The sequence below is a fragment of the [Bacteroides] pectinophilus genome (assembly GCA_025146925.1).
In the GTDB taxonomy this organism is placed as follows: domain Bacteria; phylum Bacillota; class Clostridia; order Lachnospirales; family Lachnospiraceae; genus Bacteroides_F; species Bacteroides_F pectinophilus.
The window spans coordinates 920,222-946,296 of the sequence record CP102260.1 but is presented as its reverse complement, the minus strand read 5'-3'; the positions used below and the strand labels follow the sequence as shown (position 1 = coordinate 946,296).

Here is a 26,075-nt window from a genome sequence, read left to right as displayed (position 1 = left end):
ACTCCGTCAGACAGACAAAAGCAGCCCTTCGCTTACCGCTTCGGACTGCTTTTTTTCACATCTCTACTACTTATTGAAATCTTCTATTCCCTTTCCGATGTGGTGGGGATGATATAGGCAGGTAGTACCGCTGGCTTGCCAACTCGTCAAAAATAAAATCAGGGTCCCCTCCGGTACCCTGATTTTATTTCCGCCTCATTGTCTGCGCCATCGGTGCTACCTGCTCATGGGCTACGCCCCCGAGACCCCCAGACAGAAAGACACACCATCTACAAAGGGGATGGTGTGTCTTTCTGTCTTTACTGCAATTGTACCCGGGAATGTAGCCGATGTTTACTTGGATAATTGAATTGATTATCATCGGCTATATCCTTCTTGCTTCTACCCTCATTACAAAACAATAGAATTCTTTCTGTAATATCAGTCTGTTAGACTTGGGGGGGTGACTTGGGGGGGACTTGGGTGTTACCCACCCCAAGTCATTATCCCTCTTTATGATTCGTTTTCTTCTGTTTCTATATCCAGCCTCTGTAAAATATCATATATCACACCAGAATCGTTTAATAAGCTTATAGCAAAACATTTCTTTCCTGCATCTTTTAATGATGCACCAATGTGATACGCTTTTTTGTCATCAATGATTAAAAACCTGTCATGAAATACACCTGTGTAGTTCACTTCAAGTTTGGGATACTGTTGATTGAAAGTTTCAATATCTTTTTCTGACAATCTGGTTTTTCTAACTGTGTAAATCGTTACCGATACATTCTCTTTCTTCTTGGACAGAATATTTAAAGTTCCCACATCGACATAATTATCGACCAATACAAGACTTTTCGTTGCACTAGCTACCAGATCTATCAGTAAGCTAAACGCATCATATATCTGTCCATCAAAAAAGATTTTCTGCTGTGATTCTTCGTGGTCAGAAATATATGCAAATACTTTATCAAATTTCTCATTTGTTTCATTTTGATAAGTTATCTGTCTTTCTTCTATTGCATTCATGCGATCATACAAAAGTGACGTGTTTGCCATATATTTACGCATTTCAACAAATGTTTCCATTATCCTGATACTGACTTGTATTGCAATATCACTCCTCAGCACCGCAGAAAGCATTGCAATACCTTGTTCTGTAAAAACATATGGCAGATATCTTCTTCCACCTCTCCCTTCTTTTGAGGTCACAAATTGTGACCTCAAAGAGTCGTACTCTTCCTTTTTTAGTTGAAACCTGAAATTCTCAGGAAATCTTTCAATATTTCTTTTTACAGCCTGATTAAAAGTTTTTGTTTCAACTTGATACAAAATTGCCAAGTCACTATCGAGCATTACCTGTTTTCCTCTAATAACATATATAAGACTCTGAATATGACTCACTTCCATAACCCTATCCTTTACATCTGAATTTACGTCAATCAATTCACTATTATCTTTTGCCATCGAATCCTCCAATCCATTTTTGAAGTCGCAAATTGCGACTTCAAGTCTACAATCTGTGTACTCATTCTGAGGTCACAAACTGTGACCTCAAACAGTATCATCGTGTTCCTTCTTGTTTTGCTTCCCAAATTGCTGTTCATACATAATCTGATACTTTTTCAACCGTGGAATATACTCAGGAGGCTTTCTTCGACCCGCTTCCCACTCTTCCACCGTTCGAAGTGGTATCTGAACCTTTATCTCACACACTCATTGTGTGGTTAATTATATCATGCCACTTCTTCTTTTATCAATTGAAAATCAACACGAATCCATAATTTACACACCAAACGAGTAATCCAGAAACTCATTCTCTTCTGGCTCCGACAGTTCTTGCTTTACAACTTCTATCGGTTGTTCACTGCCCTGTATCGGTTCCGTAACTAGCTTTACCCCCACCGATGCCTCAGCTCCCGGATTTCCCTGCTGATACGGATAAGGCATTATCCCACCAGCCTGCAGTCCCGCCTGAAAAAATGCCTGCTGTTGCATCTGATACATGGCTGCAAGTGCCGGAAGATTTGAAAGAAGCTTCTGCTCCACAGTCTGCACCAGTCTGTCTGCAAAGGCATCTTCCTTTTCCCGACTCTCCAGATATGGATCGTTTTTCTTGGCAAGATGCCTTTCATAATAATCATTAATCGCAGCCACCACAAAAGCATTCTGCGACTTAAAGTCCTGTTCCACTTCAGCGGAATGCAGGCGTTCCCACGCCTGCACGCCTCCCTCATCCGTCATATTGAAACGGATGTTGTGATTCCTGTAGTGCTTTGTCATATTGCCTCACCTACCTTCTGCCTGCTCTTTCCTGATGTCTTAAAAGCATATAGCAGTAATACTCATAGCCCTTTGCATTAGCACGGATATCATTGTTAAAGACTGTATTTTCAGGATTGTACTCGCCGAAATTTTCAACCAGCCTTGCTCCGCCACCCATGAAGTAAACCTTCATCAGCTTCTCATTATATTCATGGTCACGAAGCTTCTGAAAAATCTCCTCCACATAGTCACAAATAGCCTTTTCCACGAGTGATGCATGGGGATCCGGCAGTTCAATCTTTCCGCTACGGAGAATATTATCAATTACATCATCCATAAGATTGTCTCCCGTTTTGTCCTGCACCATATTGTGAATCTTCTGAAAGCACTGGAACACACCAAGCTTCTCGGTCCATGCCTTGCTTTCCATTGGTCTACCGTTATTCAGATACATCAGATTCATGGTACCGTTTCCAATATCTGCAAGAAGCGTTACACCTGCAAAATCCTTCAGATTCTCTGTCACTGCCGAGTAACACTGCGGCATAACCGTACATCCTGCAAACTCAATACAATAAAGTCTGTCCTTATAGCCGACCTCCACACTGCTGTTTCTAAGCATATATCTCTTAAAGTCCTCCCTCTGTGCCTGCACCCATTTCAGAGGAAGCCCAACTGCAAGATGAATCCTTGCCCTGTTTACAGAGTCTGTCATTCCTCTTGCTTCCAGTTCCTTTACAATAGCCGCAAGTGTCAGCATATAATTGTCGTCATCAGTCTGCTTATCTGCCACAAAACCCTTTCTTCCCTCTCCAATGACATAATATCCACCATCGTACTCGATATAATCTCTGCTTAACACAGGTGCGCTGTCATACTTTGCAATTGCTGTCTTAAAGCATCTTCTGGCTGTTTTCATATTTCCGTAGCCATTATCCACACCGATAATCAGTGCTCCGTTCATACTGTATTCTCTAATCTTCTCTGTCATATAATCCTCTCTTTCTCCGGCATCTGTGCCGGTAACCAAAATAAAAAAGTCCATGCATCTGTATCTCTACAAACACATGGACGAATCAACTGCCACTCTTGATATTTAGCGTATCCTTCCTACGAATTACTACACACTTTACTACACACTTTTTTCATCAAATTACACCATTTTATGATAAGTTACGATAGTTTCCTCTCAAATTAAAAATGCCCTCAAAGCCTGTAAAATCAAGCATTTGAGGGCATTCACAAGGGTTAAGATAAAGGAGCAGGTAGGAAATCTATAAATTCACTTTTATATGCTTCCATTATATCCTAGAACCTCCTGTTTATGTGGCTTTGTGCCGTTATTGTTATTTTTTATGTAAATTATAAAAGCTTCCAAATATCGTTCACATTTTACCACAAAAATTTATTGGTTTCAATGTGTATTTGAACCTCAAGTGCAACCACCAGTGCCACCCATGCACGCTTATCAGTCAATCCTGAACACCGCTACCAGTTCGTTCAGCTCCTTATTCATCTTCTCAAGTTCAGATGCCTTATCATCAACAATCGATACTATACTGTTAAGCTCTTCTACGCTTGCCATAACCTCCTGGCTGCTTGCGGCATTCTCTTCAGAAATAGCCGACAGGTTAAGAACAGCTTCATTAATTACTTCCCGCTGATTGTTAATATCCGAAACTATATCATTAATCTCTTTTATCTGAGTTGTAGTCTCTGCAATACCGCTGTTTAATGTCTCAAAATCAGACTCTGTCTCACGTAACTTATCATTCTGTTCGCCAATATTAGCTGTTGTATTCTCCATCTTATCAATGATGAGCTTATAGTTCTCAATTAACGCCTGAAGACTGCATTCAATCTCAGAGCTGTTGGTAGAACTCTGGTCTGCAAGCTGCTTTATCTCACTTGCAACAACCGCAAAGCCTTTACCTGCCTCTCCTGCTCTTGCAGCCTCTATTGACGCATTAAGGGATAACAGGTTCGTCTGCTCTGCAATGTCTTGAATAATACTTAATGCAGAATATATTGATTTGATACTATTGTTGGTTATTTCTATCTGATTATTAACTTCTGTTACATCATTCATTATCGTCTGGTTCGTACTATGCAGTACAGACATAGTATCAACTACTTTATTCTGTGCTGCTGACATATTCTGTGCTGCTTCAGACAATTTGTCCCCATTATCTACGATTATTTCTATATCTTTACCCATGTTCTGTATAGATTCTGCAACCTTCTGCGTCTCATCAGCCTGATTCTGCGCACCTTCTGTAACATTACTTATTACGTTGGCAATTTCAGTCGTTGTACGGCTGAGATTCTGTGAGTTCCGGCTCAGCTCTGAAGATATATTTAAAGAACTCTGTGAAGATGTATTTATATTCGTTATCAAATCGCGTAACTTATTAATTGCCCTGTAAAGGATATTAGCAATCTCGGTATACTCATCGACATCATTCTTTATCTTATTATCATATTCAACACATAGGTCATTTTCATCCAGCGATTCTGCATAATCTGAGGCAACTGTAAGCTTCTTAAGTATCCGGCCTATCTGTAAAACAGCAATCGTTACAAATACTGCCATAATAATCACTATGCTGATTACCATGGCAACTACCTTCTTAATTATAATGCTCTGTGCCTTTGCCTTGGGAATTCCTGAAAATGCTGCTCCACGTAATTCATTATTCTGCACAAACGGAATATAGTATCCAAAATATTCTTCACCATTTACCAGAGCATCTTTCACATAGAGATTTGCTTTTGTTTTTATAAGCTGTTCTTCTATATGTGCATCCATCTTTGTGTTAAGCGCATTATCTATAGATGTCACAGTTCTTACATCGCCATTAAATATGGTAATCTCTGTGTCAGTTTCATCTGCATATGTATCTATCTGAGACTTCATCTCATCAGCATTCATTCCAAGACTTTCACTTATTATACGTGCACCATATGCCGCTGTCTTTAACTCCGTGCCTATCTCATCCTCAATCGTATTATACTGGCTGTATCCGGTGTAAATGCATGAGAACAGCGCAATCATTATACACGGGAATAAAATAAATGACAGTGTCTTTTCCTTAATTCCATATCTGTACTTCTTCTTTTTACTCTTCATAATTTTTACTCTCCTTATATATATTATTTATAAAGTATATTTTAACACTTATTGGATATTGTGCGCAAGGCTAAGTATGTTTTAGGACGAGCATTTTGGGACTGGCGAATGATATAAACATCACACAATCTAATGCTAACTTTAGGTCAAGTGTATTTTGAAAGAAGGTTTTTTATGTATACAATCGGTCAGGTCTCTGCAATGTTTGGTCTTCCTGTTTCTACATTAAGGTATTATGACAAGGAAGGCTTTTTCCCTAATCTGGAACGCAAGGGAAATATCCGTTATTTCAGCGATAATGAATTAGAAGCACTTCGTATTATTGAATGTCTGAAGAAATCCGGTCTTGAGATTAAAGATATAAAGCAATTTTTTTCTTGGTATCTGAAGGCAGCTCCAGCTATGAAAAAAGGAAAGCATTATTTGAAGCCAGAAAATCAGCTGTTGAAACTGAAATCCAGGAGCTTCAAAAAACTCTCTCCCTCTTAAAGTTTAAGTGCTGGTATTATAAAACAGCAACGAAAGATGGTAACGAAGATGCTATAAATGCCATGTTACCTGACAAGCTTCCAAAAAATATACAAGAGCTATATGACAAATGGCGCGGATGTAGATAAATAATAGCCAACAACGGCGAACCATTGAAAAAAGTTCGCTGTCACTGGGAGTATCCCAAAGTTTGTGTAAACCTCCAAACTGATGTAAGATAAAATTACTCAGTTTGGAGGTTATTTTTATGGCAAGAAGAAAAGACAGCCCACAAAAAGCAGCAATGAGAGAAATGATGCGTGACTATCTGAAAAATAATGATATCAGCATCAAAGATGGCACTGATGTTAACAGCATCATGCGTGACATGATGTCTGTCATTTTGGAAGGTGCTTTGGATGAAGAACTAGATGAAGAATTAGGATATTCCAAGTATGACTATCGGAACAAAGAAACAGACAATAGTAGAAATGGACATTCCAGCAAAACCATGCACACCAGTTATGGAGATATGGATGTAGCTATACCAAGGGATCGTAACGGTGATTATGAACCACAGCTGATTAAAAAATATCAGAATACCGTAACTCAGGACATGGAAGAAAAAATACTTTCCATGTATGCCAAGGGAATGACAACTGGAGACATTGAATCCCACATGCGTGAATTATACGATATTGATATTTCTGACAGCACAATCAGCCGGATCACAGACAAAATCCTGCCGATTGTAAAAGAATGGCAGGAACGCCCTTTGGAAGAAGTGTATGCTGTAGTATTTATGGATGCAATCCACTATCACGTCCGCAGTGAAGGACGTATTGTAAAACGTGCGGTTTACATTGCCCTTGGTATCGATATGAATGGGAAAAAAGATGTTCTTGGAATGTATGTTGGAGAAAACGAAAGTGCAAAGTTCTGGCTTTCTATCATGAATGGATTAAAAAACAGAGGCGTTGAGGATATCCTGATTGCATGCGTTGATGGTTTAAATGGATTTCCACAGGCAATCGAGGCTGTTTATCCAAAAACAGAGATTCAACAGTGTATCATCCATCAGATTCGTAATTCAACGAAGTTTGTTTCATACAAAGACATCAAAAAACTGATGGCTGATCTGAAGCTTGTATATGCAGCTCCAACGGAAGAAACAGCTTTAAATGAGTTAGAATTGTTCAAGGATAAATGGGATTCCAAGTACCCAAAAATCTATAAATCCTGGCATGATAACTGGGCAACACTGTCCACTTATTTCAAGTATCCAGAAGCTGTAAGACGTTTGATTTATACCACAAATGCCATTGAAGGATTCAACCGTCAGCTTCGGAAAGTGACCAAAAGCAAGACCGTTTTTCCGTCAGATGACAGCCTTTTGAAAATGCTGTATCTGGCAACCATGGATATCACGAAAAAATGGACCGGACACAGGCAGGACTGGGGACAGATCCATTCCCAGCTTGAAATTTATTTTGAAGAACGTCTGGCAGGACGGAACCTGTAAAGCAGTCAATTTTAGGCAGGTTTTATTGACATGCCAAAAAACTACTGTATAATGCAGATATGGGCAGAATCCGGAAAATCGGCTCTGCCCATTTGTAACTATTCACAAATCTTATATCAGTTTTTAACGTTTACACAAAACTTGAAACGGTCTCCCGTCACTCCACTTTTCACTCAATTCGTTATTAGATATAACCATCAATCATGTTTCCCAATGGTTCATCAGCCCAATAAATAAATACTGCTTCATATTCTTGAGAACCATAAATTCCATTGTGTCCATAGGACCCAGATTTCTCACTGTAAAATACACCTTCCAGTTTATATCTAATTGAAATATAGATATACTTATCGTCCGGTACATTTTCTATTAAAGCTTTAATATTGTCAGTCTCACTCTCTGACAAATCTGTCCTATCAAGAATCCCTCCTAAAAGTTTTTCAAACTCTAAAACACTTATACATCTCAATCTCGGAAATGGATCTTTCAACAAAACTATGTTATCCATATTCGAGCTAATTGGTAATTCACACACATAATTGATTTTAATATATCTTGATTTGTAAGAAATACTTTCGTAAAACAAACAAAAAATAAATGCAATAATTAGAATTACCATAGCTAATATAATCAGTTTACCACCTATACTTTTTTCACCCATTATCTACCTTTCCTCTTCATCCTCTGCAATGACAAGTTCACCATTTTCCAACCTATATCCATAAGGAGCAAATCTGCCATTCTATTTACCTTCTCTCGCCTTCTGCTCACGCCCAGCCATTGTCTGCACTCTGATATTTCCCCTCTCCATCTCTGCTACTGCAGCAATGATAGATATAGCAGTTTACCGTTTTCTTTGGGACTGTCAATTCCATCTTCAATATCATTCAGCATCCGCATAAATTCCTGATGACCTTTTATATTCTTACCGGAATGCCCCTCATCGGAATATTCTCCTACAATCTCCATATCCTGAAATTCAGCATATTCCCTAAGCTTGTCCTTCTGTGCATCCAAGCTGTAACCATCCACCTGAATTGCTGTTGATACACGAGTATATATGTAGCATTTTGTTTTCTTTTTCAATACATTCATGGAATATTTCCACATATCTGCTTCTTTCATTGCATGTATTCAGTTTTATATATTTGCAACTATATACTTTTATAGTAATCCTTATAGATTAAGCCACTACTCCATATCCATATTGCTTAGCTGCCTGATCTGGTCTCTCCTGCTATAAATAACTGCTGTTACCTGAACTCTGTTATTTTCATCATCAACCCAATAGTAAATCAGGAAATTTTTAACAACAATCTTGCGTACTCCCTCAGTCCTCCATGGCTCTTCATCAATCAAGGAATGTTTTTTCGGAAAACTTGACAACTTAGTAATCTCTGCTTTCATCTTGTCAAGCAGATTATCTGCTGCATCCGGTGCCATTGGAATTACTATTCTCCCATTTGTTTACAGCCGGTGTCGTCACGCCTAATCTGTTTGCCATCTCCTCCTGCGTCATACCAGCTTCTTTTCTATATTTTTTTATAACAACGCCTATATCCATTTGCTTCATCTCCTAAAAAATTCAAAAGCTTTTGTATACTCAGCATATCAGATTCATATAGATTGCACAATTGAACAGTGTTTAATTTCTATTCAATTTAATTAACCAATAGGAAATATTGCTAAAATACAGTTTAGATTTACCATACATACAAATTGGAAGTTATCTATTTCTCCTCTTCGTTAAGACCTAGTTCATTACATATTACTTGCTATCCCTGATACCTTATTCTTTCTACCAGCGTTTCCTTTTTCAGATTACTGCTTAAAACGCAGGAAAGTACAATCTGCAACAGACCGACCAAAAAAATCATAATAAAAATTGGTACGATTGGAACATGATAGATATTCATTCCAAATATTCCATTATGTTTTGCATAGGAAAAAAGTGCATAGCCGAGCGGCAGACCAATGACCAAAGCTACGCATATGGTACCAACCGTAAACATCATTCCCTGTAACTGCAGACATAAATTTAATTGTTTATTTGTCATACCCACAGCCTGTAATACACCATATTCCTGCTTTTTTGTCGTAATATTCATGATTATGGTGTTTGCCATATTCATAAAACCGATGAGTCCTACAACCGCCATAAACAGATAACAGCCAAGCTTCATCATGCTGCTTGCAAATTCGGCAGATTGTAACTGCGCATGATAAGTATCCATTTTTATATGCGAAGTATTAGAAATCAAAGTATTCAGACTTTGTTCTACAGATGCCACATCTTTTTTATCACAGTCCACCCACAGATAGCCATAGGCTGTTCCTCTCGGATTCATGGAACGATATACACCTTCCGGAATGACAAGATAAGTGTCCGCACTTACAAAAGATCCTGCAATCTTTCCCTGATAGGTATAGGTTCCACTTCCATTCTCAAAGTCAAATGCAATGGATTCACCCGGAGCATATCCGTCTTGTTCCATCCACGTCGACCAGCCAAAGAAAATATCACCATTCTTTACCGCCTGATCATAGTCCATAGAGCCAATATCCCCGTCTTGGCGCATAAAATCAAAATCATTTTCACTCACAATATCAGCCGGAAATCTTGTTCCGTTCAGATTTACAGAGACAATCTCTCTCGTCATGACATCTGTCACTCCCGGAATGCTTTTGATTTCTTCAATCAGCGAATCATTCAATGGATCATCCGTCAGAATCGTATCCAGATTATTCTCCGGATATCTTTCATCGTACTCAGCAGAATAGTCAAGCTGCAGTTCAAATTGTCCATGATTAACAGAAAGACGTGCTTCATGCTCCGTGTCAATATTTCCCACATAATTAGAGATAATCACAAACAATACGCAAGAAAAACCCATTGTGAGGATAGTACCAATAGTTCTTTTGGGATTACCCGTTACATTTGCCATTGCCATAGAAAACACGGTGACATTTTTTCTGCCATTTCGTTTTCCTTTTTTGTGTGTTTCTGCATTTTCTAAATACCGTGTTGCTTCGATAGGTGAAATCCGTGAAACAATTTTCATTGGTTTACGCAGCGCCAAAGCAACGGTAAAAAATGACACGAAAATACATAGAAGCATAACAGGCAGGGAAAACAGTGGCATCTGCTGATTTTGGACTCCCATAGAGCCAGTTCCGGTTGATACAAGTTTTCCCTGTTCTACCAGCCAGTTAAAACCGCATTTTGCAATCAGAAAGCCAAAAAGCAATCCAACCGGTATTGAAGAAATTGTCAAAAACATACCCTCTCTGAAGATCAGTTGTTTCATCTGCTTTTTTGTCGCTCCCAGAGCCTTGATTTTTCCATACTCCTGTATCTTGTTGGCAATACCGACCTGAAAAATATTATAAATGACCACAACAGAGAAAAGTACAATTGCAAGAATCAAAACCCCGCATACCGCAATCGTTTCATAACTCGGCTGCAAGACCCATTGCAAATAGAGATCATTGACTATAACGTTTTTTTCTTCGATCCCACAAGCTGCTGCAATCTGCTTTATAACCGAATCAATATTATTCATAGATACATTTGCAGAATCATTTAAAGTAAAATAAATATTATACTGTCTGTCATTCTCTGCGACATGCTCATCATAAAACTCCTGTGACCCGAAAGCAACATAAGATGCCTCGATGGTATACTCATCCCGATCATATAGGATTCCGCTGACAACAAATTCTTCCGGCTTATATTCTGACTGCATCCCTGCGCGGTAATCCAGTGTAACCGTATCTCCGATCTTTCTGCTCACTTAAAACTTAACCAACATATGGTAATTGAATCACAAACGTGCTTCCTTTTTTCTTTTTGCCGGAGGTTACCATGATTGTACCTGCGTGTTTTTCGATAATTTCTCTCGATAGAAAAAGTCCGATTCCTGTACCACTCTTTTCCATGACATCCTTGGAACTTCCTCTGTAAAATCGTTGAAAAATTTTGTGATACTCATTCTGCGGAATACCAATTCCCTGATCCTCAATTTCCATTCTTACAAGATCGTTTCTTTTTTGTAACCGGATAAATATTTTTGAACCATCCGGGCTGTACTTGATTGCATTATCCAGAACGTTGATCACAGCTTCACCAAGCCACCTTTTATCCTGCATAATCGTGCATGTTTCCAGTTCTTTTTCATAGTCAAAAACGAATTCAATTTCTTTCTCATCCGCTTTAGGATAAGTGCGGTTCACAGCAGATATGACAGTATCCATAAGCGGAAGTTTTTTCTTATTAATCTGAATCAGTCCAGTTTCCATCTTGGATATTTCAAGAAGCGACTGCAATAATGTCTCCAGTCCATCCAGAGCACTCCGACAACGGATACGAAACTCCTCCTGTTCTGTGGCACTTAAGTCATTCTGCATCAGCACACTAAAACATGTATCCAAAGCTGCAACCGGTGTCTTTAACTGGTGAGAGATATCGGAAACCATTTCTTTCGTGTTCTCCTTTTCTTCCCGTGCTTCTTCATTTAGCAACTGAATATGATGTCCGATTGCTTCAAGCTGGTCATTCAATTTTTCCAGTTCTGCTGGATTTTCCGTTTTCAGTAAATCATCAAATTTATTTTCACGGAATCTGATCAAAATTTCTTCCAACTGGTCTAAAATTTTCTGATGACACGCATCTTCTTTTTTCTTCCAATAAAGTAAAAAAGTCAAAAGAAGCACGCATATCACAGTGCTTACAGCACCGGTCACCATAACCTGATGCCGGAATTGCATATAAAATGCATTCCCTTTATTCCCCCAGTATCCATATTGCTCCAATAATCGCCTTCCCTGTTCGTTAGTTTCAATATCCTTATCCTTAAGCAATTCCGAAACAGCATCCAGCCCGGAAAATTCTTCCTTTGCAGCAATCTCTGTCATAAGATTCATTTTATATTTATAATCTTCATAAAACACATACGTGGTAAAGCAATTTAATATTGCAAACAATAATATGACAGGTAATACCAAGGAGAGCACTACTGTAATCTTCTTGCGATATCTCTTTGTCACTGCCTTACCTCCTGATTCCATATATACCCAAGGCCTCTGATATTCTTTATATAGACCGGTGCAGCCGGATTGTCTTCGATTTTCTCACGGAGTCTTCTGATATTGACAGCGATTGTATTTTCATCCACAAAATCCCCTTCCAGATCAAACACATTTTCCAGTATTTGTGTTTTTGAAAGAATCTGTTTCGGATTCTGAAGAAAAAAAGTCAGCATTTTCAACTCCGTTTTTGTCAGACTGATTTCACGACTCTTTATCAGGACTTTCATTTCTCCTGCGATAAATACGATATCTCCCGAAATCATCTTTCCGGCTTCCGTTTTCTCCTGTCTGCGGCGGAAATGTGCTTCTATTTTCAAAAGAAGTACCGAAAGACTAAACGGCTTTGTAATATAATCATCTGCCCCTGCTTCATATCCCATGACCTGATCCATCTCCTGATCTAGTGCTGTAAGACAAATAATGTATGTATTATAATTGCATCTCATCCACCTTACAAATTCCAGTCCATTCCCATCCGGAAGATTCACATCACAAATGGTAACATCCACATTATTATCACTTGCAATTCTTTTCGCTTTTTTCACTGATTCTGCTGAAAAAACCTCATATCCGGATTTTTTCAGTGAGAATGTAATTCCACGATTTAAATTTTCATCATCTTCAACCACGAGTATACCTGGCATAGCATCTGCACCTCTCTTTATTAACTATTCATCTTAAAATGCTTCAATGCCTCCACAATTGCGCTCTCTTTATCTCATCATATGTAGCCTTAGTCTCTGCAGATGTTATATCCATATCATCAAGTTCAATCGTGACATTAATGTAATCATCCGGCTTTTGTTTCAGTTGGGACAAAAGAACAACCGTCTCAAGTGTTGATAACTTTTCCAAGGAAACCATATGCTCATCCGATTTCTCTTTGTCCAAAGAAATCCCCTTGATTTGTGCTACTTCCTTGCCTTCTTTAATAATCGGTACTGCATCCGTACATTCTGAATACACTTCATCTATTCTATCATATTGAGCATCCAATCGTCTCTGTAAATCTGATATTTTTTTATCGTAATGAGTGTCCGTAACATCCAGATTATCCATCTGCTGTTCAAGGCGGGTTTTTATTGTCTTCGCCCTATGAAGACTTGCATTTAACACAGATAACTGTTTTTCCATATCCGTTGTATCGACTGTAGCTCCAATATTATCCTGAATGGCATCCTTAAATTTTCCTTCTTTTGTCATTGCTGTAATCAGCTTTGCAAGCATATCATCAATCTGTGACTGCTCGATATTGCGTCGGAAAGTACACTTGTGCCCGGTAGCATTCACGGTATTCTTGCAATAATAGTAATATCTGGTATTCCGGACAAAATATGTGCATGTTCCGGATCATGAACTTTTTCACGCCTGTAATTATTTTTTTAACGCTTTTCCTATGCAAGCTCCCCATTTTCCAGCCTATATCCATACGGAGCAAATCCGCCATTCCATTTACCTTCTCTCGCCTTCTGCTCACGCCCAGCCATTGTCTGCACCCTGATATTTTCCCGCTCCATCTCTGCTACTGCCGCAATGATAGATATAAGCAGTTTGCCGGCTTCTTTTGAGCTGTCAATTCCATCTTCCACGCAGATTAGGTTCACACCATAATCCTGCATAAGCTGTAAAGAGCTGAGTACATCCGCCGCATTTCTGCCAAATCGGGATAATTTAAATACAAGGACGAAATCAACTCCGTCCTTGCCATCTTCAATATCATTCAGCATACGCATAAAGTCCTGACGACCTTTTATATTCTTCCCGGAATGCCCTTCATCGGAATATTCTCCGACAATCTCCATATCCTGAAATTCTGCATATTTTTTTAGTTTGTCCTTCTGTGCATCCAAGCTGTAACCATCAACCTGAATTGCTGTTGATACACGAGTATATATGTAGCATTTTGTTTTCTTTTTCAATACATTCACTCCCCTCTATTGTGGTAAAATCAAAGTTGGATTTTTCAACAGTGTGGCAATCACAGGGGCATATTTAGATATTCCATAATCTTCAACAATACTGGTTATTCTAGCTCCTGCATCCTTTGATGAAGCCCCACATAAGAAAACCCTTTCATCAGCAGTTCCATAATCTAATACGATAAATCGATCATGAAATATACCGCCTGTCTTTTTCATTGACAAATTTACTGTTGGGTACTCCTTGCAGAAATCTGTAAATTCTATGTTGTGAAGTTTATTATTTCCAACATTATCACTGAATAAAATAATAGCTACTCCAGCCGGAGAATTCTTAAGGTGTACCAGCGTCCTTAAGCCAATATAATTGTCAACGACATATATTGACGACTTTGCCTGTTTATAAATGGACTCATATACCTCATCTGCACTACTGAATTTTGCATTAAACATGAGCCATTTTTCATCATCATCTGAAACAAAGCTGTTCATCATATCAGCCAACTCAGATTTTGTCACAACATCCTTCAAGCCTTCTGCAACATCTGAAATCTGCTTTTCAAGAGATATCATATCTGAGTTGATTTTGTTAATTTCTATTCTGTTGTTAGCAGTTTCCATGCTTAACTGAAGTATTTCCCGCTGACCTATTAAATCACGATTGAGATTTCACCTATTCTAAGGAATTTAATAACTGTTATATTTTGTTACTAAATTTCTCACGAGCCATTGAAAACACTAAGTTTGTGGTAGGTGAACTTTCCCTTAGACTTTCCCTTGTGTTATATCTTCCCACAGGTTTTTACGAACTCTGATAAGGGAAAAAGTAAGGGAAAGAAAATCTTATAAAACAGTATAACACAAAATAAAACTGACATGGTGAACTGATTGAAATGCTTCAATATTTTTTGATTTTAAGGAGACACAACATGAATACCATTTACGCAGAATACAATATGTATCACAACAGCATTGATATCTACACATCTGCCGGATATATGTTACGCATTGACTGTAATAAGGCAGAGGATGGACTAAAAACTACTCCCTGCTCACAATGTTCGTTAAATGCTCTTGCGATTGATGAGCCACTAGAGTATGTTAAGCTATATCTTGATGGAACTATGCAGATGTGGGTAGATGCAGAAGACGCATAAGAATAACACTCTGCATATACCACCATATATACAGAGGGGATAGCCAGCATTTCTTTCGTGCTAACTATCCCCTTTACTGAATATATATGCCGTAAGTCTTAACGCTGCATATTATTCATCATCTTTTTTCATGCGTACACTTAACAATGCAAGCAGACCTGCAAGTGAAGCAGCCAATAATGTCACCCAGAGCATTAGATGGCTGTTATCGCCAGTCTGAGGTGCTGTTATCTGCTGGCTGTCGTCTGTATTATTTCCACTGTTACTGTCATTAGTTTTCTTGTCATCAGGTACAGCTGCCGGATTACTATTTGGATTATCATTGCTGTTGTCCTTATTACCGTTGTTGTCTTTACTACCTTCATTATCTGATGTATTCTTGCTTACCTTAAAGCTTGTAACTGCTGAGCCATCTGCCCATACGATTTCAAATGAATGTGTTCCGACAGAAAGTGTTTTCAGGTAATCTGCCTTTAAGATAATAATCGTTGAACCTTCTTTTGCGATGTAGTTCTTTGCATCAATTATGCTTCCATCAACTTTTACGCTTTCAAATTTAGAAAATTCTCCATTTCCTCCGATAGTGATGGTTCTGTCTGTATTCTGCTTCCACTCACTGTCTGCACCAGATATAATTTTATAAGATGCCAGAGCTGCATTTACCTTTATTGTAATATCCTTTGTCTTTGTTACGCCATTCTTAGTATATGATACTGTCAGTATCTTATCTCCATCCGCTGACATATCTATTGCGAATACATTGGTTGTATAATCCTGCACAGGTTCACTGTATCCGTCTGCATAGTACACAGTGACTGCAAGGTCATCCACATTCAGGGTATCGCCTGCTGTATACGTGGTCTTTGTCTTTGATGCTTCAATCCGCTCAGGAGCAAGGGCTGTATTGTGGGTAATCTTCAAATTACCATTAGCCATTGTGATATCATAGTTGGCTGTCACATCCACACCTGCAGCATTTTCAATCTTCACACCACTTACGGAGATTGTTCCATTCTCTGTACGATCTGTTGTGCTTGGTGTAAGGGTTATTTCTTTAATGCTGTCACCTGTAATGAGTCCATCCTCTGATACGGTATACAGACTTTGGTTAATATCTTTACCCCAGACAATATCCTGTTCCTGTGCTGTTATGGTAACAGGCTTTTTATTTATGGTTACTGTCTTTGAACCCTCAACGGTAGTATAGTTATCCTTCGTAATCCGATAGTATACGGTATACGTACCTTCATTGCTAAAAGAAGGATTATCACTGCCGTAGGTTATGCCATCGGTGCTGTAGGTTACGGCTGCTCCTTCAGGATTGGTCACGCTCACGCTGATGCTGTGTGGCTGTCCGTCATAGGTTGTGCTGTAATCCGTTGCCGTATACAGGATGGTTCCGTTATCTACCGTAAGAGTAACTGTTTTCTCTCCTGCCGCAAAGATTCCGTTTGCTACAGTACTTACCTTAATCTTAAAGGTTCCTGTCTGGGTTACGGTAAGTGTTGTACCCGAAAGCGTGCCTTTTCCGGTTCCGCCATTCGTTCCAGTAACAAGTGTATACATTGCAGCTCCTGCATTATTGTCGATGCTAAAATACTGTGATACATCAACGGTTTCACCTGTATATGTTATACTGCTGTCTGTTCCGGTGATGGCGACAGGGGTTGCGGCTTTATTCTTAACCGTAATCGTGCCTGTGATATTGCCTGTACTTGTATCATAGCCCTGACAGTTAGCAGCGTTATAATTCGTCAATGCAGATTCAGGGATTGTCCACCTAAAGATGTTCTCTGCTTCCGGCGTTTTGTCATAAACTCCTCCGTCACTCTCAATGGTCCATGTCACAGCCATATCTTCTGTAGTTGGTGACGTTGTTCCTTCAAATGTTACTGTTGCCGTCTTTCCAAGCTCCGTGTTCGTTCCGCTTATAGGCGTTGTATCATATCCATCATAGCCATAGTAAGCTGTAAATGTATTATTTTCCGGTACTGTCGGCGCAGCTACACTTTCTATCTTTCTCTTGTCTGTTGTAAATTCTTTGGTTACTGTCAATGTATCATCTGCAGCATTCTTTGTAACACTCGTTGCGGTATTGCCTGATACGGTAGCTGTCACATTATCTGCAAATTCATAGCCTGTATCTGCTGTAAGTGTAATGCTTGCCGTGTATCTCATATTATATCCCGCTGTGGTATCACTTGGTGTCCATGTAATCTGTGGTGTGGTGCTTTTTACACCTTCTGTTGTACATGATGCTTCGGTATCCAATGCAGTATCAGGCATCGGAGTATCAATATCTGTAATTGCTATTGAATGAATTATTTTAATATTTGTCTCAGTTGCATTGACCGCATAAGCCACATTATCCTCGGTTATTTCCAGCCAAATTTTGCAGGTTGATAAATCGATTGATGCCGGTGTATATGATTCTGCCTCAATAGCAGATACGTTCACAACATCTGTTCCTGTAATCTTCTTACTGTAATACCAATCATTTGTTTCATCTTTGCCTTGCACAACAAGTGCCACGGTTTGTGAGGTAGCACCACCCTTCACCGCCTTAATATCACCTGTTGTGGTGTTATAGGTTACTGTACCAATATTCTTATCTTTTCCATCAAGTCTTAAAGTCATCGCCGTACGTTCTGCAATCGTTCCCGATTCTGTACCAGATGATGCTGCTGTCGCAGCAGATGCGAAGAGAACAGATGACAGATCCAGATTGGAAGCGGGCTGAACAGGGCTCCCGGAGTCGATGTCGACACGGCCGAGGATGACATAATAGCCCCGATCCGCGCACAACGCAGTGTCACCACTACGACCGTAAGGCGAGCGCAGCCAGAACCACTCTCCGTTCCTCAAGTAACTACTCATGGCAAGTACTGTACTGTCATCGGTTCCTGCCCACAAGTATTGGTCATTATCATAATCTCCCTGTAACGCATACAGTTTGTCTGTGGTGGTATAGGTTACACTACTATTCTTCGTATCCTTCGTTGTCACTGTGGTGGCATTCATCAAGCCCTGCTCGGCTGAGGTGAAGTAGGATGTATTCGTAGCCATACCCTGCAGTGTATCACGAAGTTCACTTGCTCCGTAGTGATTTGCGTATACTTCTGTTATAGTCGCTTCACTATAAACACAATCTGACCATAGATTTTCATCATTCTTATTGCTTATGTCTGAATTAAACTTCTGCCCTCTTGCAATCGGGCTTGCGGCAACGATGATGGTATTATCCCCTGATACACCCTCATCCTTTCCTAAGATGTACCATTCCTGTGCTGTTGTTCCATCTGATTTCTTACCAAATACCAGCTTGCCGTAATTTACTGCAGTTCCATTACTGTATGGTTTAAATGAATTCATCAACTGTTCTTTGGTTACATAGGTGGTATTGATTTTTTCAATCTCTTTTTCTGCGTTTACTGCATATGAAACATTATCCTCGGTTATTTCCAGCCAGATTTTGCAGGCTGATAAATTGATTGATGCCGGTGTATTTGATTCTGCCTCAATAGCAGATACATTTATCGTCTCTGTTCCTGTAATCTGTTTACTGTAATACCAATCGTTTGTTCCATCATTGCCCTGTACGACAAGTGACACGGGTTGTGATGTATCACCCCTCACCACCTTAATATCACCTGTTGTGGCACTATAGGTTACTGTACCAATATTCTTACCTGTTCCGTCAAGTCTTAAAGTCATCGCCTTACCCAATGCGATTGTTCCTAACTTTGCTTGATCAGATGATGCTGCTGTCGCAGCAGATGCGAAGAGAACAGATGACAGATTCAGATTGGAAGCGGGCTGAACAGCTAAATCGTAGTCAACATAGCGGTTGCCGACAATCAGACCCGGAATACCTATCAACGCAATGCTAACATCATCAGCGTAAGGCGAGCGCGACCAGAACCAAAAATCGTAGCTCGAAGAATAGCTGTTCCAGTAACTATACCTGGCAAGTACTGTACTGTCACTGGTTCCTGCCTGCAGTTTATTATCATTAAAATCTCCCTGTAATGCATACAGCTTGTCTTTGGTGGTATAGGTCACATTACTGTTCTTCGTGTCCATCGTTTTCACTGCGGTATCATTCATCAAGCGCTGCTCGGCTTTGGTGAAATAGTTTATATCCGCAGCCATACCCTGCAATGCCTTTCGAAGGTCACTTGCTCCGTAGTGGTTTGCATATACTTCTGATGGATTACTTTCATATACACCAAAACTTGAAGCAAAAGACTTATTGTCATAGCTTGAATTAAACTTCTGCCCTGTTGCTATGGGGCTTGTGGCAAAGATGATGGTATTATCCCCTGATACACCCTTATCCTCTCCTAAGATATACCATTCCTGTGCTGTTATTCCATCTGATTTTTTACCAAATACAATCATTCCATAATTTTCTGCAGTTCCATCTGCATTCGGGGCAAATGTATTATCCATCAACTGTGTCTTTGTGGCATAGGCTGACACACTTGGTTCCGTTCCCGAACCGGATGCTGCCTGCACCTTATTTGCTCCGCCTGACATAGCAGGAACCAGTCCTGCTATCATGGCAAAGGTAAGAACAAACGCCATTCCTTTCTTAAAATTATGCTTTAATCTTCTCATCTGAATCCTCCTTTGTTTTTGTAAATATAGTATTAAAATAGATACGTTTTCTTAATTTCCATGTATGACCATGCTTTAAATTCAAATCAAATGATCCCCCCTTATCAGACAGAAAAAGCACCACTAAATACATACATCTTATCCATGTACATATTTATTGATGCTTTTATCCGTTTCCTTTTATGAATATGAACAGTCGAAAAAAAGGCGCAGTCAGAGTGCTGTGCTGTGCTGTGCTGTGCTGTGCTGTGCTGTGCTGTGCTGTGCTGTGCTGTGCTGTTAAGATTATCTCTCTGACCGCCATGCCTGTCTACCTCCGTTGCAATATTTCTATAATAATTAGAATAGCAAAAATGTCAGGATTTATCAATCATTTAAATCTGATATTATAGTAATATTGGCTGGACATCATTTCTAAAGAAGCGGAGTATTACCTCATCTCTTTGTCAAATGTTCTTCTATTGTTTTGTCTAAACTTTCCAACATCTTTCTGCAATCGGGCAAGTTTCTCTGACATCATTTCTGTCTTATTCATTGGTGTTTCTGCATTGTCATTGGATTTCTTCCAGTCATCAACTTCCTGCTGATACTCTGCATATGCATTTTGAGATTCCTTGTAGCTTAGATAAAATTCATTCATGTTCTCAAATCCGTAGTTACGAACCATATTTGAAAGTCCTATCTTCAATCGATTGATATAATCAGTCTTTTCATCAATCTTTCTCTGTAATTCAGCTTTTCTTGTAAGCTTTGCCAATCCCTTCAAATCAGATAATTCAATCTCAAGATTACCCCGTTGCTGTTCAGCCTGAAAGATAAGATTATTCTGATTATCAAGCTCTGCTTTTATTTTTTTAAGCTTTGGATATGTGGCTGCCTCTGGTGTCATTACAGGCTTGTCTGGTTTTGTAACATTAACTTCCTTGATTGTTTCTTCTTGCGTTGTTATTTTATTCTCAACTTTTGTAGATTCTTCAATAGCAGAAGTATTATCTGTGTTATCTACCACTATATTGCTTGTAAAATCTGTTTTTTCGGCATTTGTAACATCTGTATGCAGTATCTTATTCCGAATAGCTCTGGCTGCTTCAAGCACCTTCGATATCAGCAGTACCAGTTCCGTAATCGCCATATTAAGTATCAATGCTAATCGTTGAGGTTTGTTCCCATATATTTCAATCGACCTTTTTATCGGTTCTGTGATATGTTCCCTTTTTATCTGTAAAATATCATCCATAGGAACATTGCTTATGATTGCCCTGTCAACCTCCCGATTCCAGTCCATCCGCAACTTATTATCCTGCTCAATCTGTTCTGCCTTTGGATTATTCCTACCAATCTTCTTGGTAGCAAGATATGGACCATTGCGGTCAAATACTGTTAATCTGTCTTTTTCGTCCGTTACCCAATGGTTTATCATTCTGGTATAGAATAGTTTTACCTCATCCAGAAAATCTTCCTGCTTGAACCTCGTATTCTTTGAGGTAAACAGCTTCTTCTCATAAACCTCGCCTTTCCCTATAACCTTACATCTTTTGCGGATATTGCCAGCTTCATCAAGGATTTCTTTCTTAGTCCTTACATGATTACCATGCTCATCATAGAACATATTTCTTGTGGCAATCTTTATAACAGGCTCCGCTAATAACTGCCTTTCGGAAAAGATAAGATGGATATGGAAATTTGTCATACGCTTATTGTGGTGAAGTGCTGCAACACATTCCACACCATACTTTTCTTTGAATTTATCCGTAAACGATTTTAGCAGCATATCGGGCATTCCCTGTTCATAAAGTGATTCAGGCAGGGCAATGATAAGTTCTCTTGCCTCGATACAATTTCCCTCAACACCGCTTTTCTTAAATTCCTGCTGGCTGCATCGTGCAAGTTCTGTCCAGTAACTTCTTTCCGTAGTTTCATAGACAGCATACAGATGTTCCTGCTTTGCATGGCTTGATATATAGGTTATTCTTCCCCGGACATTCGACAGCTTGGTCATCTGTATAAATGAATGTCTTGTTGTCAATGTGCTTTCTTCTCCTTCCTCTGCTAGTGGGAATGGAGTACGAACAGACAATATAAGTGGTATTGTTGTTGGCTTATTGCCGTATCCGGCATAACCAAATGCGACAGCATTTGTATAAGTCACGCCTGCGTGGCTTTGCTCCCTGCAAGGGCGAAATACGCTGAGCATAAACCGCAGGTTTGTGCGAGGGGTGTATTTCGCTCTCAAACGCCGAGGGCTTTGATATCTTGTGATTTTCCTGTCCTTCCATTCCAATAATTGGTTGTTGCATATCAGAAGAAGCACATGTTATAATCCTCTTGCGTGTAGGTATATCATGGCTTCGGTCTGATATATCAGAGGCGGTTTCATTAGAAGCCGCCTCTCTTAAGTTGTCACTTTTCTTGTGACCGGTTTTACGCTGCTCTTATCTCTCAAGTCTCTACCTTCGTTTACTTCCATGAACTTTTCAAGCATATCCGTTTTTATAAGAACTTTTCTTCCGACATTTAGAACAGGAAGCTTTTCCCACTCAACAAGTTTTCTCAGAGTGTTTCTTCCAATTCCTGTATAGTCGGCAGCATCTTCTATAGATAGAGCTATCTTTCTTTCCGTCATTTAACCGCCTCCTTTAAAATTGCATTATGCAATTTATTTTTTCTGTCAGTATATCGCATTTATATTTTATTGTCAAGCGTTACGAAATTGTAAAGATGATTATAGTATTGCATATTGCAATTTTAATTTTTATATGATATAGTATGAACATACCGAAAGGAATAATCAAAAAGGAGGCAGACAACATGAAGGATAAGGAACTTCGCCGGATTATCGGTGAGAGGGCTAAAAGCCGAAGAACAGAATTAAACCTTACACAACCTTATGTTGCAGACAAGATGGGAGTCACCGCTTCCACCATACAGCGTTATGAAGCCGGAACAATCGACAATACCAAGAAGATGGTACTGGAAGGACTTTCCGAAGCACTTCATGTATCTGTGGAATGGCTCAAAGGTGAAACTGACAGCTACGAAACAGATATAACAGATAAGAAAGAACTTCTTATAAAAGACGCAATGACAGGTATTATCGAAAACCTTCCAACAAACCTTGATAACGCAGAAGGAGATTTTGCCAAGAACCTGTTGCTGGCAGTATTAAACGAATACAAGCTCTTTGCTGATTCATTTACCAATGCCTGCAATAATTTCAAGGGAAATACAGAATATGCAGATGTAGCAGCAAAGATGGGGTTTGAATCCAATCAGGAATATAACGAAATAATGTTTCTGAGAGAGATTACTCACTCAGTAAACGCATTCAATGATATAGCTGACATCATAAGAACATATTCCAAGAATCCGGATGTGGCGGCACAGAGACTATCCAATCTCTTAGAAGATAATTCCGATTCGGTATAGAACGACAACCGGAGTTATGATACAATGAGCACAAGCGAGTCAAGCTGTTTACAGATTTGACGAGCGGCGAATTGGCTTATGGACTTGTCCATAAGATGCCTACACGCAAGAAGCATTTCATCAGTTCCGATTGTCGAATATCGAAAGGAGAAACACGATTATGGCAAAAGGATCTGTAAGAAAAAAAGGAAAAAAATGGTACTACCGCTTCTATGTAGAAGATCAAAGCGGCAATCTGGTTCAGAAAGAATACGCTGGAACAGAAAGCAAGAGTGAAACGGAAAAACTGCTCCGTCAGGCAATGGATGATTATGATAATAAAAAGTTTGTTGCTAAGACAGATAATCTCACTGTAGGTGATTTACTTAATTTATGGTCTGAGGAAGAACTAAAGACAGGGACATTAAGCAATGGAACTGTTGAAAACTATCTCGGTGCAATAAGGGTTATCAAGAAACATCCTATTGCTGACAGAAAGTTAAAAAATGTTACTGCGGAACATTTACAGTCATTCTTTGATTTACTGACATTTGGTGGCGAATATCCGGATGGAACTGTCAAAAAGGGATACAGCAAGGATTATATCCATTCATTTTCTGCTGTATTACAGCAGGCTTTCCGATTTGCAGTATTTCCAAAGCAGTTTATTACTTTCAATCCAATGCAGTATATCAAGCTGAAAAAACAGGCGGAGGATGTGGATTTATTTTCGGATGATGACATTGAAGAAGGTGTTCAGCCAATTTCACACGAAGATTACCAGAGGTTAATAAAATACCTTGAAGAAAAGAATCCCCCAGCAATACTGCCAATTCAGATAGCATATTACGCAGGGCTTCGCATCGGTGAGGTTTGTGGTCTTACATGGCAGGATATTAATCTTGAGGAACAATACCTGACTATCAAGAGAAGTATCCGTTATGATGGAGCTAGACACAAGAACATCATTGGACCTACCAAACGAAAAAAAGTAAGAATTGTTGATTTCGGAGATACGCTAGCAGGCATACTGAAAGAAGCAAGAAAAGAACAGCTTAAAAACCGGATGCAGTATGGTGAACTCTATCACCGCAATTACTACAAAGAAGTACAGGACAAAAACAGAGTGTATTATGAATATTATCATCTGGATGGAACACAGGCTGTTCCTGAAGAATATAAGGAAATATCATTTGTCTGCTTAAGACCGGATGGTTGCCTTGAATTACCAAGCACACTTGGTCTTGTGTGCCGGTCAGTTTCCAATAGGCTGGAGGGATTTGAAGGATTTCATTTTCACCAGTTAAGACACACCTATACAAGCAACTTGCTTTCAAACGGAGCTGCTCCAAAGGATGTGCAGGAACTGTTAGGACACTCAGATGTCAGTACCACTATGAATGTCTATGCTCACTCCACCAGAAAAGCTAAGCGAGATTCGGCAAGGCTTCTCGACAAAGTGGCAGGCAATGACTAAAAAGAAATTTCCCTTATTTCCCTCACGATTATCTCACAAGGGCAAAAATAAGGGAAAATACATATCATTTCATCATACAAGGCTCTGCATGCCTTGAAAAACACGGAAAGTTCAGGAAATCTCTCCACAAATCCCGATTTTCTAATATGTAATCTTTCATTTTCTTAAAGGTTCTTATTAATGCCTTGCTCTGCTTAACAGCCAACGGTCCTTTCAAGACAGTCATCAGCATATATAATCCTTGCTCTGTAAATACATGAGGATTATATCTGCTCTTACTGTTAAGATTTGCGGTCAAAAAATTTGACCGCAAATTTTCTACCTCGTCATCCGTAAGTTCAAACATAAAATCTTCATCAAATTTCTCAATATTATTTTTTACTTGTTGATTAAATACTTTTGTAGTATAACCATATATTTCAGAAAGATCGGCATCTAAGATTACTCTTTGTCCTCGAATTTCATAAATTCTTTCTTTCAAATATTCTTCTGTAATATCAATCACAGCAATTTCTTCTTTCTTTTTATCTTCTGCCATAGAACTCCTCCATCCATTTTGCGGTCAAAAAAATTCGTCCGCAATTCTCATATGACCATTTTACTGACATCAGCAAAATGGTCTATTCCTCTTTTTCCCTCAGTTTGTCATAATACGCTTTATACCTATAAATCGTCCTCTCACTGACATTGTTCCGCTTCGCAATTTCTACCATTGTCATGCCGCTCTCATACCCAACAACAAAATCATTATAAATTGCCATCCACTTGGCGTTATGTTTCTGACGACCGCTTAACTTACGATTTCTGTAATACTCCAATTCCTCCCGAAGTTCTGCATTCTCTTTTTCCAGCTCCTCAATTCTTCTTAATGCCTCTTCAAGTGTTACAGTTTTCTCCATTACTCTGTCCTCCGTTCATGTCATTTTCGTTTTGTCTATATTATAAATATCTATGTTACTTTAGTCAATCCGATTATGTCATGTTGTGTCATTTTTTTACAATAGCTTTCATACAATCGAAATACCGCTGGTATCGTTTACAGGCT

At 39.2% G+C, this 26,075-nt stretch carries 17 protein-coding genes and 6 pseudogenes; 5 read left to right on the top strand and 18 right to left on the bottom strand.

The features are described from left to right. Window positions 1–492: 492 nt before the first annotated feature. The 4 genes from NQ488_04380 to NQ488_04365 form a co-directional block, all read right to left on the bottom strand. Entirely contained in the window at window positions 493–1,446 is a 954-nt protein-coding gene (locus NQ488_04380) for an ORF6N domain-containing protein (GenBank protein ID UWN96545.1), read from the bottom strand. Window positions 1,447–1,764: 318 nt separating this feature from the next. Next, window positions 1,765–2,262 carry a hypothetical protein gene (locus NQ488_04375; GenBank protein UWN96544.1) on the bottom strand — a complete coding sequence of 166 codons (498 nt, stop codon included), beginning with the start codon at window positions 2,260–2,262 and terminating at the stop codon, window positions 1,765–1,767. 10 nt (window positions 2,263–2,272) lie between these two features. After that, complete coding sequence (locus NQ488_04370) at window positions 2,273–3,289, bottom strand: ParM/StbA family protein (GenBank protein UWN96543.1); 1,017 nt, start codon at window positions 3,287–3,289, stop codon at window positions 2,273–2,275. 423 nt (window positions 3,290–3,712) lie between these two features. Further along, window positions 3,713–5,374 (bottom strand): methyl-accepting chemotaxis protein, encoded by a 1,662-nt coding sequence (locus NQ488_04365; protein ID UWN96542.1) that lies wholly within the window; start codon window positions 5,372–5,374, stop codon window positions 3,713–3,715. Between the two features lie 174 nt (window positions 5,375–5,548). Between NQ488_04365 and NQ488_04360 the strand changes: the two are divergent. Both NQ488_04360 and NQ488_04355 read left to right on the top strand, forming a co-directional pair. Next, window positions 5,549–5,991: pseudogene (locus NQ488_04360) on the top strand (MerR family transcriptional regulator). 155 nt (window positions 5,992–6,146) lie between these two features. Beyond that, a complete protein-coding gene (locus NQ488_04355; protein ID UWN97103.1) occupies window positions 6,147–7,364 on the top strand; it encodes an IS256 family transposase in 1,218 nt (405 codons plus the stop codon). Between the two features lie 184 nt (window positions 7,365–7,548). On the opposite strand, the gene NQ488_04350 is transcribed toward NQ488_04355, so the two are convergent. From NQ488_04350 to NQ488_04310, 9 genes and pseudogenes are all read right to left on the bottom strand, one after another. Beyond that, on the bottom strand, window positions 7,549–8,025 hold the full coding sequence (locus tag NQ488_04350; GenBank protein ID UWN96541.1) for a hypothetical protein: 477 nt from the start codon (window positions 8,023–8,025) through the stop codon (window positions 7,549–7,551). A gap of 15 nt (window positions 8,026–8,040) precedes the next feature. Then, a pseudogene (locus tag NQ488_04345) lies at window positions 8,041–8,459 on the bottom strand (recombinase family protein). A 96-nt stretch (window positions 8,460–8,555) separates the two neighbouring features. Beyond that, window positions 8,556–8,807: a type II toxin-antitoxin system RelE/ParE family toxin gene (locus NQ488_04340; protein ID UWN96540.1), complete on the bottom strand. Its 252-nt coding sequence runs from the start codon at window positions 8,805–8,807 to the stop codon at window positions 8,556–8,558. A gap of 1 nt (window position 8,808) precedes the next feature. After that, window positions 8,809–8,928, bottom strand: a pseudogene (locus NQ488_04335) (helix-turn-helix domain-containing protein). Between the two features lie 211 nt (window positions 8,929–9,139). Beyond that, the gene (locus NQ488_04330) at window positions 9,140–10,672 is read right to left on the bottom strand and encodes an ABC transporter permease (GenBank protein ID UWN97102.1); all 1,533 of its coding nucleotides are present in this window, start codon (window positions 10,670–10,672) and stop codon (window positions 9,140–9,142) included. A gap of 493 nt (window positions 10,673–11,165) precedes the next feature. Next, entirely contained in the window at window positions 11,166–12,431 is a 1,266-nt protein-coding gene (locus NQ488_04325; protein UWN96539.1) for a HAMP domain-containing histidine kinase, read from the bottom strand. Then, window positions 12,407–13,096: a response regulator transcription factor gene (locus NQ488_04320; protein UWN96538.1), complete on the bottom strand. Its 690-nt coding sequence runs from the start codon at window positions 13,094–13,096 to the stop codon at window positions 12,407–12,409. The genes NQ488_04325 and NQ488_04320 overlap by 25 nt, the downstream gene beginning before the upstream one ends. Before the next feature lie 319 nt (window positions 13,097–13,415). Continuing rightward, window positions 13,416–14,323 (bottom strand): annotated as a pseudogene (locus tag NQ488_04315) (recombinase family protein). Between the two features lie 63 nt (window positions 14,324–14,386). Further along, a pseudogene (locus tag NQ488_04310) lies at window positions 14,387–15,034 on the bottom strand (hypothetical protein). A gap of 266 nt (window positions 15,035–15,300) precedes the next feature. Between NQ488_04310 and NQ488_04305 the strand changes: the two are divergent. After that, window positions 15,301–15,528 carry a DUF6061 family protein gene (locus NQ488_04305; GenBank protein ID UWN96537.1) on the top strand — a complete coding sequence of 76 codons (228 nt, stop codon included), beginning with the start codon at window positions 15,301–15,303 and terminating at the stop codon, window positions 15,526–15,528. 111 nt (window positions 15,529–15,639) lie between these two features. On the opposite strand, the gene NQ488_04300 is transcribed toward NQ488_04305, so the two are convergent. The 3 genes from NQ488_04300 to NQ488_04290 form a co-directional block, all read right to left on the bottom strand. Further along, the gene (locus tag NQ488_04300) at window positions 15,640–20,148 is read right to left on the bottom strand and encodes a bacterial Ig-like domain-containing protein (protein UWN96536.1); all 4,509 of its coding nucleotides are present in this window, start codon (window positions 20,146–20,148) and stop codon (window positions 15,640–15,642) included. A gap of 430 nt (window positions 20,149–20,578) precedes the next feature. After that, entirely contained in the window at window positions 20,579–22,297 is a 1,719-nt protein-coding gene (locus NQ488_04295) for a MobA/MobL family protein (GenBank protein UWN96535.1), read from the bottom strand. Between the two features lie 243 nt (window positions 22,298–22,540). Further along, entirely contained in the window at window positions 22,541–22,771 is a 231-nt protein-coding gene (locus NQ488_04290; GenBank protein ID UWN96534.1) for a helix-turn-helix domain-containing protein, read from the bottom strand. A gap of 185 nt (window positions 22,772–22,956) precedes the next feature. On the opposite strand from NQ488_04290, the gene NQ488_04285 reads away from it, so the two are divergent. Next, window positions 22,957–23,574: a helix-turn-helix domain-containing protein gene (locus tag NQ488_04285; GenBank protein ID UWN96533.1), complete on the top strand. Its 618-nt coding sequence runs from the start codon at window positions 22,957–22,959 to the stop codon at window positions 23,572–23,574. Window positions 23,575–23,734: 160 nt separating this feature from the next. Further along, window positions 23,735–25,030: a site-specific integrase gene (locus NQ488_04280; GenBank protein UWN96532.1), complete on the top strand. Its 1,296-nt coding sequence runs from the start codon at window positions 23,735–23,737 to the stop codon at window positions 25,028–25,030. A 127-nt stretch (window positions 25,031–25,157) separates the two neighbouring features. Here NQ488_04280 and NQ488_04275 read toward each other — a convergent pair. Beyond that, window positions 25,158–25,568 (bottom strand): annotated as a pseudogene (locus NQ488_04275) (ORF6N domain-containing protein). 82 nt (window positions 25,569–25,650) lie between these two features. Next, the gene (locus tag NQ488_04270; protein ID UWN96531.1) at window positions 25,651–25,929 is read right to left on the bottom strand and encodes a helix-turn-helix domain-containing protein; all 279 of its coding nucleotides are present in this window, start codon (window positions 25,927–25,929) and stop codon (window positions 25,651–25,653) included. Window positions 25,930–26,075: the final 146 nt, after the last annotated feature.